10 protein-coding genes are annotated in these 12,422 nt (G+C 70.1%); 4 read left to right on the top strand and 6 right to left on the bottom strand.

Translation table 11 applies throughout. From position 1 onward, the window contains the following. Positions 1-918, top strand: a 918-nt coding sequence (locus tag D183_RS0118945) for an outer membrane protein assembly factor BamB family protein (protein ID WP_051067652.1), incomplete at its 5' end; no start/stop codon positions are given. Positions 919-1,377: 459 nt separating this feature from the next. Beyond that, the gene (locus tag D183_RS0118940; RefSeq protein ID WP_026144652.1) at positions 1,378-3,015 is read left to right on the top strand and encodes an NAD+ synthase; all 1,638 of its coding nucleotides are present in this window, start codon (positions 1,378-1,380) and stop codon (positions 3,013-3,015) included. 207 nt (positions 3,016-3,222) lie between these two features. On the opposite strand, the gene egtD is transcribed toward D183_RS0118940, so the two are convergent. Both egtD and egtB read right to left on the bottom strand, forming a co-directional pair. Next, positions 3,223-4,242 (bottom strand): L-histidine N(alpha)-methyltransferase, encoded by a 1,020-nt coding sequence (gene egtD / locus D183_RS25265; protein WP_039728699.1) that lies wholly within the window; start codon positions 4,240-4,242, stop codon positions 3,223-3,225. Then, positions 4,239-5,528 carry an ergothioneine biosynthesis protein EgtB gene (egtB, locus tag D183_RS0118930; protein WP_026144651.1) on the bottom strand — a complete coding sequence of 430 codons (1,290 nt, stop codon included), beginning with the start codon at positions 5,526-5,528 and terminating at the stop codon, positions 4,239-4,241. The genes egtD and egtB overlap by 4 nt, the downstream gene beginning before the upstream one ends. 85 nt (positions 5,529-5,613) lie before the next feature. Here egtB and D183_RS0118925 point away from each other — a divergent pair, with 85 nt between their 5' ends. Beyond that, positions 5,614-6,807: an aminotransferase class V-fold PLP-dependent enzyme gene (locus D183_RS0118925; protein WP_017910381.1), complete on the top strand. Its 1,194-nt coding sequence runs from the start codon at positions 5,614-5,616 to the stop codon at positions 6,805-6,807. A 186-nt stretch (positions 6,808-6,993) separates the two neighbouring features. Here D183_RS0118925 and D183_RS0118920 read toward each other — a convergent pair whose 3' ends face one another. The 4 genes from D183_RS0118920 to D183_RS0118905 all read right to left on the bottom strand — a co-directional run bounded on the left by D183_RS0118920 (position 6,994) and on the right by D183_RS0118905 (position 11,432). Next, positions 6,994-8,496 (bottom strand): ABC transporter permease/substrate-binding protein, encoded by a 1,503-nt coding sequence (locus D183_RS0118920; RefSeq protein WP_017910380.1) that lies wholly within the window; start codon positions 8,494-8,496, stop codon positions 6,994-6,996. After that, positions 8,493-9,230 carry an ATP-binding cassette domain-containing protein gene (locus tag D183_RS0118915; RefSeq protein WP_026144649.1) on the bottom strand — a complete coding sequence of 246 codons (738 nt, stop codon included), beginning with the start codon at positions 9,228-9,230 and terminating at the stop codon, positions 8,493-8,495. Before D183_RS0118915 ends, D183_RS0118920 begins: the two co-directional genes overlap by 4 nt. Before the next feature lie 52 nt (positions 9,231-9,282). Beyond that, entirely contained in the window at positions 9,283-10,221 is a 939-nt protein-coding gene (locus tag D183_RS0118910) for a hypothetical protein (RefSeq protein ID WP_017910378.1), read from the bottom strand. Positions 10,222-10,556: 335 nt separating this feature from the next. Continuing rightward, the gene (locus D183_RS0118905) at positions 10,557-11,432 is read right to left on the bottom strand and encodes an outer membrane protein assembly factor BamD (RefSeq protein ID WP_017910377.1); all 876 of its coding nucleotides are present in this window, start codon (positions 11,430-11,432) and stop codon (positions 10,557-10,559) included. Positions 11,433-11,548: 116 nt separating this feature from the next. On the opposite strand from D183_RS0118905, the gene rluD reads away from it, so the two are divergent. Then, positions 11,549-12,422, top strand: an 874-nt coding sequence (gene rluD / locus D183_RS25260; RefSeq protein ID WP_017910376.1) for a 23S rRNA pseudouridine(1911/1915/1917) synthase RluD, incomplete at its 3' end; no start/stop codon positions are given.

Genomic DNA, 12,422 nt, shown 5'->3' with positions numbered 1-12,422 from the left:
CCCCCGCCCCAGCCGATGCCCGAACCGGGGCTGCGCCTGGCGCGGCACACGCCGCTGACTGCCGCCGACGCCTGGGCGGCGACGCCCGGCGCGCGCCGCGAATGCGCAGCGCTGATCGCCGGGCTGCGCTCGGAAGGCCTGTTCACCCCGCCCAGCGTGCGCGGCACGATCGCGCTGCCGGGTTGGGCCGGCGGCGTGAACTGGGGCGGCATCGCGGTGGATCCACAGCGCCAGCTGGCGATCATGCCGGTGTCGGACCTGCCGATGCAGGTGGCGCTGATCCCGCGTGAGCAATTCAGCAAGGCCGAGCGCGCGCGCCATCCGGACCAGCAGTTCAACGACATGGAAGGCACGCCGTACTACATGCGCCGCGGCATGTTGAGCTCGTCCAGTGGCATTCCCTGCGTCAAGCCACCGTGGGGACGGTTGGTGGCGGTGGACCTGCGCACGCGCAAGATCGCCTGGGAACGCCCGCTCGGCACCCTGGAAGAGAAGCTGCCGTGGCTGCCGCTGGAGGTGGGCACGCCACTGCTCGGTGGCGCGGTGACCACGGCCAGTGGCCTGACCTTCATCGCCGCGGCGGCCGATGCGCGCCTGCGCGCGCTCGACAGCGCCACCGGCAGGACCCTGTGGGAGGCCAAGCTGCCGGCCGGCGGCCAGGCCACGCCCTCGGTCTATGCGGTGGGGGGCAAGCAGTACGTGGTGATCGCGGCCGGCGGGCGCGAAGGCATGGGCACGATGGGCGACTACGTGGTCGCCTACACGCTCGACGGCGAGGGCAAGGACGTGGTGTTCCAGCACGGCGTCGGCGTGCGCATGGCGGTGCTGGGCCTCGCTGGGCTGAGTTTGTGTGCGGGAGTGGTGATGTTGCTGCGGCGCTGGCGGCGGCGTGCACGGGCTGGTGGTGGGGCACGCTGAAGCGGAGCGCGGTGGCTGGTCGGCGCTTCGGGGTTGATTGCAGTCGGGACTGAAGTCCCTGCCACAGTGACGCTTCGGCACGTGCTGTCCCTTGAGTGAGCGCGGCTTCGGCGGCGACGCGCGGCGCATGCACCAGCGATGTCTATTGGTCGTGCATGTTGCTCGATTGTGGGAGCGACTTCAGTCGCGACGCGGGGTGCCTGGCCAAGCGGCATTCTCCGGCGCGTGCAGCGGAGAGAGCGGCCTACGGCAGCGCCGCGGCTGCCCCCATGTGCGCCCAAGATGCGGCCTGCCCGGACTCCATGCCCACACTCCAACGTGGCGGCACGCGCATCATCGGCCGCAACCCGGCACAGCGCTACACTGCGCATGGCGCCGTGCGATGCAACGGCGCCGCGGCAGGTGCGATGCGCTCGTGTGGCGCCTGACGGTCTTCCATTCGTTCCTGCAAGGTTGCCTATGTCCGCTTCCCTCCGCCTCGCCATGGCCCAGTTCGATTTCCCGGTCGGCGCCGTGACCCAGAACACCGACCGGATCATTGCGTTGATCGAGGAGGCGCGCGACGAGTACGGCGCCGACGTGGTGCTGTTCCCGGAACTGGCGGTCAGCGGCTATCCGCCGGAAGACCTGCTGCTGCGGCCGGGGTTCCTGGCCGACTGCGAGCGCGCGGTGCAGCGCATCGCCGCGCAGGTGCACGGCATCGTCGCGGTGGTCGGCTGGCCGCAGAGCGCCGGCAGCGTGGTCTACAACGCCGCCAGCGTGCTGCGCGGCGGCCGCATCGAACGTACCTACCGCAAGCGCGAACTGCCCAACTACGCGGTGTTCGACGAGCGCCGCTATTTCGACGTGGACCCGGACGGCGAGAACTGCGTGTTCGACATCAAGGGCACGCCGGTGGGCCTGGTGATCTGCGAGGACCTGTGGTTCCCGGAGCCGCTGGCGGCGACCGTGCGGGCAGGCGCGGAGCTGGTGCTGGTGCCCAATGCCTCGCCCTACGAACGCGGCAAGCATGCGCAGCGCGATGCCTTGCTGGCCGAACGCAGCCGCGAGAGCGGCGCGGCGCTGGCCTATCTCAACGTGGTCGGCGGCCAGGATGCGCTGGTGTTCGACGGCGCCTCGGTGGTGGCCGACGGCGACGGCACCGTGCATCCGGCGGCGGCCGCCTTCACCGACCAATGGCTCGTGGTGGAGTACGACACCGCCGCGCGCCGCTTCGCGCCGCTGCGCTGGACCGACGACGGCGACGAGAGCATGGATGCGCTGGCCTGGCGCGCGGTGGTGCGCGGGCTGCAGGACTACTGCGCCAAGAATCGTTTTTCGAAAGTGTGGCTGGGCCTGTCCGGCGGCATCGATTCGGCGCTGGTGCTGGCGATGGCAGTGGACGCGCTTGGCGCGGACAACGTCACCGCGGTGCGGCTGCCGTCGCGCTACACCGCCGACCTGTCCAACGACCTGGCCGCGGATCAATGCCGCACCTTGGGCGTGAAGCTGGAGACGGTGGCGATCGAGCCGGCGTTCGAGGGCCTGCTGAGCGCGCTCGGCCCGCTGTTCGCCGGCACCGAGCCCGACGTCACCGAGGAGAACCTGCAGTCGCGCAGTCGCGGCGTGATCCTGATGGCGCTGGCCAACAAGTTCGGCGGCCTGCTGCTGACCACCGGCAACAAGAGCGAGTACGCGGTGGGCTACGCCACCATCTACGGCGACATGTGCGGCGGCTACGCGCCGCTGAAGGACCTGTACAAGACCGAGGTGTTCGGCCTGGCGAAGTGGCGCAACACGGTGGGCGGTGCGCCGGTGATCCCGCCGGCGGTGATCGCGCGGCCGCCCTCGGCGGAACTGCGCGCCAACCAGACCGACCAGGATTCGCTACCGCCGTACGACGTGCTCGACGGCATCCTGTACCGCTACGTCGACCAGGAAGAATCGCGCGACGAGATCGTGGCCGCCGGCTATGCCGCCGAGGTGGTCGACCGGGTGGTGCGGCTGGTGCGCATCAGCGAATGGAAGCGCCACCAGGCCGCGCCGGGACCGAAGGTGTCGCGCCGCGCGTTCGGGCGCGAGCGGCGCTATCCGATCAGCAATGGTTATCAGGCCTGAGGGTTACTCGGAAAAGCCGGGACCCGGGACCCGGGACCCGCGATTTTTCCGCGAGTCCAAGGCGGTTGCGATTGCACTGTGGGAGGGACTTCAGTCCCGACGGGCGTCACCGGGAAAGAGGCCTGTCGGGACTGAAACCCTCCCACAAAAGTTGCTTGATAGCGATTTTGCTGCGGACACCATCATGATGTCCCGCGTCTCGCAGGACTACGGCTTTTCCGGGTCCCGGGCCCCGGGCCCCGGATCCCGGCTCTGCAGCAACCGCAACCCAAACGCATCGTCCTGCGCATTCCAGCCGTGGCTGACGCGCAGACCGGCCTCGGCGGCCATCGCCGCAAAGCTCTGGTCGGTGTACTTGTGGCTGTACTCGACCTGCATCGCTTCGCCTTCGGCAAAATCGAAGCGGCGCCCGGCCACCGTCACCTGCTGTGCGCACTGGCTGACCAGGAAGGTCTCGATGCGCTCGCGCGCTTCCGAATAAACGGCATGATGACGGAACTGCGCCAGGTCGAAGTCGCTGCCGATCTCGCGGTTGAGCCGGCGCAGCAGGTTCAGGGTGAATTCGGCCGTGACCCCGGCGGCGTCGTTGTAGGCCGCCTCCAGCAGCGCCGTGTCCTTCACCAGGTCGATGCCGACCAGGGCGCAGCCATCTGCACTCATGGTCTGGCGCATCGAGCGCAGCAGGGTGATGCCGTCCTCGCGGGTGAAGTTGCCCAGGGTCGAGCCGGGGAAGAACACCAGGGTGCGGCGTGCGCCGCGCTGCGGTGCCGGCAGCGCCACCGGCGCGGTGAAGTCGGCGCACACCGGCAGCATCTGGATGTGCGGGAAGCGCTCGGCCAGCCGCGTGGTGCTGGACATCAGCATGTCGCGGGAAATCTCGATCGGCGTGTAGGCCACCGGCATGCGCAGGCCGTCCAGCAGCAACTGGGTTTTGCGGCCGCTGCCGCTGCCCAGTTCCACCACGTGCGCGCCGGTGCCCACCGCCTGCGCGATCGACGGCATCCGCGCTTCCAGCAACTCCAGCTCGGTGCGGGTCAGGTAGTACTCGGGCTGGCGGGTGATCGCCTCGAACAGGCGCGAGCCCTCGGCGTCGTAGAAATACTTGGACGGCAGCTGCTTGGGGCTGCACGACAGGCCGGCGATCGCATCGGCGGTGATGTCGTCCGGCTGCGGATGCAGGTCGGTCAGGGCGGCCTCGGTCAAAGCACGGGCGGTTGCGGCATTCATGCGGAATCCTTGGCCAGGCGCACGCCGGCGAACTGCCATCGCGCATCGGAGGGGAAGAAGTTGCGGTAGCTGGCGCGGATGTGGTCGTGCGGCGTGGCGCAGCTGCCGCCGCGCAACACCCACTGCGCGTTCATGAACTTGCCGTTGTATTCGCCCAGCGTGCCCGACCACGGGCGGAACCCGGGGTAGGGCAGGTAGGCGCTGCCGGTCCACTCCCAGACATCGCCGAACAACTGCTGCAGGCCGGTGTCGGCCGGCGCCGTCGACTGCGGATGCAGTGCATCGGTGTCGACGAAGTTGCCGACGATGGCGACACCGGCGGCAGCCTGTTCCCACTCCGCCTCGGTCGGCAGGCGCGCGCCGGCCCAGCGCGCGAACGCATCGGCCTCGAACAGGCTGAGATGGCACACCGGCGCATGCGGATCGCGTTCGCGCCAGCCGCCCAGTGTGAATTCGCGCGTGCCGTCGGCATGCCAGTACAGCGGGCGCTGCCAATCCTCGGCGCACCGCCGCGCCCAGCCGTCGCTGAGCCATAGCCCGACCGTGGCATAGCCGCCATCGTCAATGAACTCGGCGTATTCCGCATTGCTCACCGGGCGGCTGGCCAGCGCATGCGCCGGCACCAGCACGCGATGCCGCGGCGATTCGTTGTCGTAGGCGAAGTCGGCATGCGCCGGCCACGGCGCGGCACCGATCTCGCTGATCTGCTCATCGCGCTGCAGCCAGCGCAGCGCAGACGCCGGCGCGTGCTGCGTCGCCAGATCCGCGCGATACGCCGGACCCAGCGGGTTGCGCCAGAACGCATGCTTGATGTCGGTGAGCAGCAGTTCCTGGTGTTGTTGTTCGTGCTGCAGGCCCAGTTCCAGGATCTGCAGCGTCTGCTGCTCCAGCGTGCCGGCCTGCAACTGCGCCAGTACGCGGGTTTCGATCTCGCTGCGGTAGTCCAGCACCTGCGCCAGCGATGGCCGCGACAGCAGGCCGCGATGCGGCCGCGCATGCGCCGGACCGATGCTCTGGTAGTAGCTGTTGAACAGGTAGTCCCACTGCGGATCGTGGGGGCGGTATGCCGGATCGGCGCCGAGCACAAACCGCTCGAAGAACCAAGTGGTGTGCGCCAGATGCCATTTGGCCGGGCTGGCGTCGTCCATGCTCTGCACCATCGCGTCTTCTTCGCTCAATGGTGCGGTGAGATGACGGCTGCGTGCGCGCACGCGGCGCAGGCGGTCCGCCAGCGTCGCGACGGATGCGATGGGCGAGGGCGGTGACGCCGGAGAGATCGCTTGCATCGATGCAGTCTTAGCGCAGCGGCGTGAACGGACCGTCACGCGTCGCGGACCGTGGCGTTACCCTAGCCACATGTCTACGAGCGCTTTGCACCACCCTGCCGGTTCGGCGTCCGCCGGCGCCCTGGTCGACTTCGATACCGCGGCGGAGGCGTTCGCGCTGCCGCCCGGCGTGCGCTACCTGGACACCGCCAGCAAGGGGCCGCGCCTGCACCGTGCACTGGTCGCGGGGCAGGCGGCGCTGGCCGAGTCGATCGCGCCCTGGACGCTGTCCTTCGATGCCTGGCGCGCGCAGATCGAAGACCTGCGCGCGCTGGCCGCGGCCACCGTGTTCGCGGGCGACGGCGAGGGCGTGGCGATGGTGCCGTCGGCCGCCTATGGCCTGGCCATCGCGGCGCGGCAGGTGCCGTTGGCGCCTGGCGATGCGGTCCTGTTGCTCGATGGCCAGTTTCCGTCCAATCTACTGGCGTGGCAGCAACGCTGCGCCGAGAGCGGTGCGCACCTCGCTGTGGTGCGGCGGGCGCCCGGACAGGACTGGACCGATGCGGTGCTGGCCACGCTCGACGCGCAGCCGCGCGTGCGTGTGGCGACATTGCCGAATGCGTATTGGCGCGACGGCGGTCTCCTGGATCTGGATCGGATCGCGCCGCGCGTGCATGCGGCCGGCGCGATGCTGGTGCTGGACGTGAGCCAGAGCCTGGGCGTGCTGCCGGTCCGGTTGGATGCCTGGCGGCCGGACTTCGTGGTCTCGGTCGGACACAAATGGCTGCTCGGACCGATGGGGTTGGCATGGCTGTGGGCCTCGCCGCACTGGCGCGCGCACGGCGTCCCGTTCGAACAGCACTGGCAGGCGCGCGACCCGGGAGCGGATTGGCAGTTCCCGGCCGAGGCGCCGCCCCCGTACCGCAGCGGCGCGCGTCGCTTCGATGCCGGCGGCGTCGCCGACCCACTGCGTCTGGCGATGGCCAGCGCGGCGCTGCAGCAGGTGCAGCAGTGGCAGCCGGCGCGCATCGCGCAGCGGCTTGGCGCACTTGGTGCGGCATTCGACGCGGAGTTGCACGCGTTGGGCGCGGGCGACTGGACCGTGCCTGGGCATGCGCCGCACCTGTACGCGCTGCGCCCACCAGCGTCGTCGATGCCGGCCTTGCTGCCATGGCTGCAGCACGCGCAAGTCATCTGCACCCATCGCCATGGCGCCCTGCGCATCGCGCCCTATCTGCAGTTGACGCCGGAGGCGATGCGCGGCCTGGCGCAAGAGATGGTGGCTGCGGCGCGTGCTTGAGCGCGCGTGCGTGCGATCGTTGTCTGTCTTCGGTTTCGATGGGAAGGCAATCGACTACTGGTCCGCATCGTCGATCCTGTTTGATGCATGGCTTTAGCCGCGACCCGATGCCGCTGTGATGCGTTTAGCGCGGGTGCGGTTGCCGAAGGCCGGCCACATCGCTGATGCCTGCGGCGCTGGCTTGACCTACCGCCGCGCCGCCAGGCGTAACCCGCGCGGCGCCAATACCCGCTCCAGCAGCTCGAACAGGCCCTGGACCAGCAACGCCAGCAGCGCGGCCGGCACCGCGCCTTCCAGGATCAGGCCGAGGTCGTCCAGGCGGATGCCGGTGAGGATCGGCTGGCCGTAGCCGCCGGCGCCGATCAACGCGCCCAGGGTCGCGGTGCCGACGTTGATCACCGCCGCGGTCTTGATGCCGGCGAGGAGAGTGCGCAGCGCCAACGGCAGTTCGATCCGCCACAGCCGCGTGCCCGGCGGCAGGCCCAGCGCGGCGGCAGTCTCGCGCAGCTCGCGCGGGATGCCGGTGATGCCGGCATGGGTATTGCGCACGATCGGCAGCAGGCTGTACAGGAACAGCGCGGCGATCGCCGGTTTCGCGCCGATGCCGAATAGCGGGATCATGAACACGAATACCGCCAGCGACGGCAGCGTCTGCAGCACGCCGGTCAGCGCCAGCACCGCCTGGCCGAGCCGTGGTCGGTGCGCCGCCAGGATACCCAGCGGCAGCGCCACCAGCAGGGCCAGGCCCAGCGACAGCCCGACCAGCGCCAGGTGCTCGCGGGTGCGTTGCAGCAGCCGTTGCATCCGTCCGTCCTCGGCCGGCGCGGCGATGCCCAGCCAGTGTGCGGCGATGGCGCTTTCGGCACGCTTGTCGAGCTTGGCCTCGGCGTTGAGCCGCTGCATGGTCGCCGCGTCGATGCGGCCGCCCAATCCCTGCAGCGCCTGCACGAAGCGCGGCGCGCGCTGCGCCAGGTCGGCGCGGTACAGGAACACCGCCGCGTAGCGCGGGAAGTAGTGCCTGTCGTCCTGCAGCACCAGCAGGTCGTGCGCGGGGATCTCGGCATCGGTGCTGTACAGGTCGGTGAGGTCGATCGCGCCGCTGTCCAGCGCGCGGTAGGCGAGGTCGTGGTCCAGGCCGGTGGGCACCTGCGGCAGACCGTAGGCGTCGCGCACGCCGGGCCAGCCGTCGGCGCGCGAGACGAATTCGTTGCTCAGTCCGAACTTCAGCGTCGGATGCGCGGCCAGGTCGGACAGGCGCGCGATGCCCAGCGCCTGCGCGCGTTGCCGGCGCATGCCGAACGCATAGGTGTTGTCGAAGCCCAGCGGCGCGCTCATCGCCAGGCCGCGCTGCGCCAGCGCCTTGCGCAGCGCGTCGTCGTCGGCGCCCGGCAGTTGCAGCAGTTCGGCGGCCAGGGTGCCGGTGTACTCGGCATAGGCGTCGATCGAACCCTGCTCCAGCGCACGCCACAGGATGCGGGTGCCGCCGAGCTGGCGCCGGTGCTCGACCTCGACCCCGGCCTGGCGCCCGGCGCCGGCGGCGATCTCGCCCAGCACCACCGCTTCGGTGAAGTTCTTGGAGCCGACCACGATCTTGGCATCGGCGGCAGCGGCCGGCAGACCCAGCAGGCTGGCAAGGCTGCCCAAGGCGACCACTGCGATCGCGCGCCAGCGCGCGCCTCGCGAGGTCATCGCGCCTCCTCCAGGGTGCGCTGCGCCTGCAGGAACTGGCTCACGAACGGATCGGCCGGCGCCTCCAGCAAAGTGCGTGCACTGCCTTCCTGCAGCACGCGGCCGCCGCGCATCAGGACCAGGGTATCGCCCAGGTAGGCGGCTTCGGCGACGTCGTGGGTCACCAGCACCACGGTCTTGCCGAGCAGCGCGAACAGCTCGCGCATCTGCGTCTGCAGTTCGTGGCGCACGATCGGGTCGAGCGCGCCCAGCGGTTCGTCCAGCAGCAATACCGGCGGGTCCAGCAACAGGGCGCGGATCAGTCCGACGCGCTGGCGCTGGCCACCGGACAACTCGGCTGGATAACGCGCCAGCAGCGCTTCCGGCAGGCGGCACAACGCAGCGAGCTCGTGCAGGCGCGCCTCGATGCGCGGCCGCGTCCAGCCCAGCGTGCGCGCCAGCAGGGCGGCGTTGTCGCGGGCGCTCAGGTGCGGGAACAGGCCGCCTTCCTGGATCACGTAGCCGATGCGCCGGCGCTGCGCCAGCAGGGTGGCGCGACGCAACGGCTCGCCCTGGAAGCGCACCTCGCCGCTATCCGGCCACTCCAGCCCCAGCAGCAGGCGCAGCACGCTGGACTTGCCGGCGCCGCTGGGACCGATCAACGCGGTGGTGCGGCCCGGGGCGATGCGAAGATCGACCTGGTCCAGTGCCAGCATGTCGCCGTAGCGGCGGGTGACCCGATGCAGTTCGAACATCGCCGCAGCATAGCCGCAGGCGGCGACCACGCCGTGCGAAGACGCCGCGGCCTCAGCGCGCGGCGTCGGTGAGCAGGTCCAGCGTCGGTTTCGGCCGGCCCAGGTCGTACATCAGGCCGAAATGCGCCTCCGCGCCCTGCTGGTCCGGCTGGTCGAGCAGTTCGTAGAGATTGATCTCGGCGACCACGTCGGCGTAGTCGTTGCGCAACGTCTGCAGCAGGTCCGCCACGCTGTCGTAGCAGGCGCCGTCGCCGGGATGGCCGCCATCGGGGTTGCCCGTGTAGATCTCGGCGCAGTTGAGCTCGTTGACGTACACCTTGGTGCCGTATTTCTGCGCGGCGGCGCGCAGCTGTCCGAGATACAGGTCCATCCAGTAGCCGCGCTCGCCGTGGAAGGCGTAGTAGTGGAAGCTGATCCGGTCGAAGTCGAAACCGGCGGCCTTGGCCTGATCGAGGAACCACAGCGAGCCGTTGCGGTCGCCCGGGCAGCGCGCGTTGGCCGAATGGTCGTCGCTGTTGCAGGCGGTGATGTTGATGGTGAATTGCAGGCCGGCGCCCACCTCGTCGGAGGCCTGCTTCATGCCGCGGTACATCGTGGTCATGGCTGCGATCCGCGCCGGCGCGGCGGCACGGTCCAGGTCCTGCTCGTTGCCGATCTCCCAGACCTTGATGTCGTTGGCATAGCGGCGCGCCAGCGCGTAGCCGATCTCGCGCGACATCGGGTACACCATCGGCCGCAGCGCGATGTTGTACTGGCGCGAGAGCTGCACCAGCCGGTCGAGCACGGCGAAGTTGCGCGGGTCCACGTCGAACCGGTAGCTGCGCAGGTTGCGCTGGTCGAGCAGGCGGAACACCGCTTCGCTCTGGCTGAGCGGGTAGGCCGGGCGGCCGTCGTGGCCATTGACCCCGTACACGATGGCCGGTGCCGCGGCGGCAGGTGCGGCAACGACGGCGAGGAGGGCAGCGAACAGGCGCAGCAAGGACAGAGACATGGCGTTCCCGGCGGAAGCGGCCCGGGGCGGGCACGGGACCAGCCTAGCAAGCCCGGTCACGGGCATCGGCGCCAATTCCCGGGACTGCGGTGCGGGTCGCACTCCGCCTGGATTGGTCTGGAGGCGCGCCATGCTGGGCGTCCAGTGATCGGGACTGGCGTTGCCTGGCGACGCGCGCACCTGCCTCGCCTTGGGTGCCCGCTGGTGTCGTCATGGCCGCCTGCAGCCGCCGCGCGTAGGTGCCCGAGTGGACCACGAGGGCCGATCGGCGCTGCCCGGAAACGCGACAGGGGCCTTGCGGCCCCTGTCGGTGTGCATCGTGTCGGCGCGGTGGATCAGCGCTGCATCTGCGAATTCGACTGTCCGGTGGCGGCGGACTTCTCGCCGGCGAACGGGTTGAGCTTGCGGATCATCCACGGGTACTTCGGCCAATTGCCGGTCAGCCACGGGTGCTGCGGGTCGTTGAGTTCGAGTACGCGGCGCGCGTCGGCGGCCAGGGTCTTGTTGCCCAGGTGGGTGTAGGCATCGGCCAGCACCGCCACCGCATCGTTCTGGTAGGCGCTCTGCGGGTAGGTCTCGAGCAGGTAGGTCGCGCGCGAGGCGGCCGACACCCAGGCATCGCGGCGCAGGTAGTACAGCGCGTTGTCCAGCTCGTGCTGGGCGAACACGTTGCGCAGGGCGATCATGCGCGCACGCGCGTCGGCGGCGTAGCGGCTGTTCGGGTAGCGCTCGGCGACGGTGTTGAAGTCGGCGTAGGCCTGCTGCGGGGTGGACAGGTCGCGGCGGCTGGGATCCAGCGACCACACCCGGCGCAGGAACACCGTGTCGCGGTTGGAGTTGGACAGCCCGCGCAGGTAGTACATGTAGGCGATGTTGCGCTGGGTCGGGTAGGTGCGGATGAAGCGGTCGATGGTCGACACCGCGTCGTCGTGCTTGCCGGCCTTGTACTGGGCGTAGGCGCTTTCGATCATCGCCTGCTCGGTGTAGTTGCCGTACGGGTACTGCGCGATCAGCCGCTTGAAGCTGCTCTCGGCGCCGGCCCAGTTGCCGCTCTCCATCTGCGCATGCGCCTTCTGGTAGAGCTGCTCGACCGGCATGCCTTCTTCGGGGTTCTTCTTCTGACGGTGGCAACCCGTCGCCACGACCAGCGTGACCAGCAGCAGGGCGATGAAACGGACGTGCGCGGACAGCGGGACGGAGCGTCGGATCATGGGTTCGGGCGCGGCAGGGCAGGAATACGAAGGGGCGATGATAGCCTAGTGGCCTGTCCTGCGACTGACTATGGCCGCCGCGACCCCCTTTTTCCGACCCAAGCCGTGCCCCTGCCATGCCCCATACCCCCCCGGATCTCCCCGAGGACGCCGTCAGCGACGGCCCGCGCCAGGCGCGCGTCCCCGATCAGGCCGCCGGCCGCCGCTTCGACGCGGTGCTGGCCGAACTATTCCCCGAATACTCGCGTTCGCGCCTGGCCGAATGGATCAAATCCGGCGACGCCCTGCTCGACGGCGCCCCGGCGCGGCCGCGCGATGCGCTGCGCGGCGGCGAGATCGCCAGCCTGCACGCGGTGCTGGACACCCAGACCCACGCCCTGCCCGAGGACATCCCGCTGGAGGTGCTGTACGAGGACGACCAGGTCATCGTGCTGAACAAGCCGGCCGGGCTGGTGGTGCACCCGGGCGCCGGCAACCCCAGCGGCACCCTGGTCAACGCCTTGCTGTACCGCGACCCGGGGCTGTCGGCGCTGCCGCGTGCCGGCATCGTGCATCGCCTGGACAAGGACACCAGCGGCGCCATGGTGGTGGCGCGGACCCTGCAGGCGCATACCTCGCTGGTGGTGCAGCTGTCCGCGCGCGACGTGCACCGGCAGTACCTGGCGGTGGTGGTCGGCGCGCTGGTCTCCGGCGGCACCGCCAACGCGCCGATCGACCGCCATCCGCGCGACCGCCTGCGCATGGCGGTGCGCGAGGACGGCCGCGACGCGGTCACCCACTACCGGCTGCGCGAGCGCTTCCGCGCCCATACGGCCCTGGAATGCCGCCTGGAGACCGGCCGCACCCATCAGATCCGCGTGCACATGGCGCACCTGAAGCACCCCATCGTCGGCGACCCGCTGTACGGCGGCCCGCTGAAGCTGCCCAAGGGCGCCAGCGAGGAGCTGATCGCCGAACTGCGTGGCTTCAAGCGCCAAGCGCTGCACGCCG

This window comes from Xanthomonas sp. SHU 199, assembly GCF_000364665.1.
Lineage (GTDB): Bacteria > Pseudomonadota > Gammaproteobacteria > Xanthomonadales > Xanthomonadaceae > Xanthomonas_A > Xanthomonas_A sontii.
The sequence above is the reverse complement of the archived record's forward strand: the minus strand, read 5'-3'. Positions and strand labels throughout refer to the sequence as shown.

Coding starts and splice junctions, on each gene's coding strand:
- egtB (WP_026144651.1), bottom strand. CDS start 5,528: ATGCAAGCGATCTCTCCGGCGTCACCGCCCTCGCCCATCGCATCCGTC.
- D183_RS0118905 (WP_017910377.1), bottom strand. CDS start 11,432: ATGATCCGACGCTCCGTCCCGCTGTCCGCGCACGTCCGTTTCATCGCC.
- egtD (WP_039728699.1), bottom strand. CDS start 4,242: ATGAATGCCGCAACCGCCCGTGCTTTGACCGAGGCCGCCCTGACCGAC.
- D183_RS0118920 (WP_017910380.1), bottom strand. CDS start 8,496: ATGACCTCGCGAGGCGCGCGCTGGCGCGCGATCGCAGTGGTCGCCTTG.
- D183_RS0118910 (WP_017910378.1), bottom strand. CDS start 10,221: ATGTCTCTGTCCTTGCTGCGCCTGTTCGCTGCCCTCCTCGCCGTCGTT.
- D183_RS0118940 (WP_026144652.1), top strand. CDS start 1,378: ATGTCCGCTTCCCTCCGCCTCGCCATGGCCCAGTTCGATTTCCCGGTC.
- D183_RS0118915 (WP_026144649.1), bottom strand. CDS start 9,230: ATGTTCGAACTGCATCGGGTCACCCGCCGCTACGGCGACATGCTGGCA.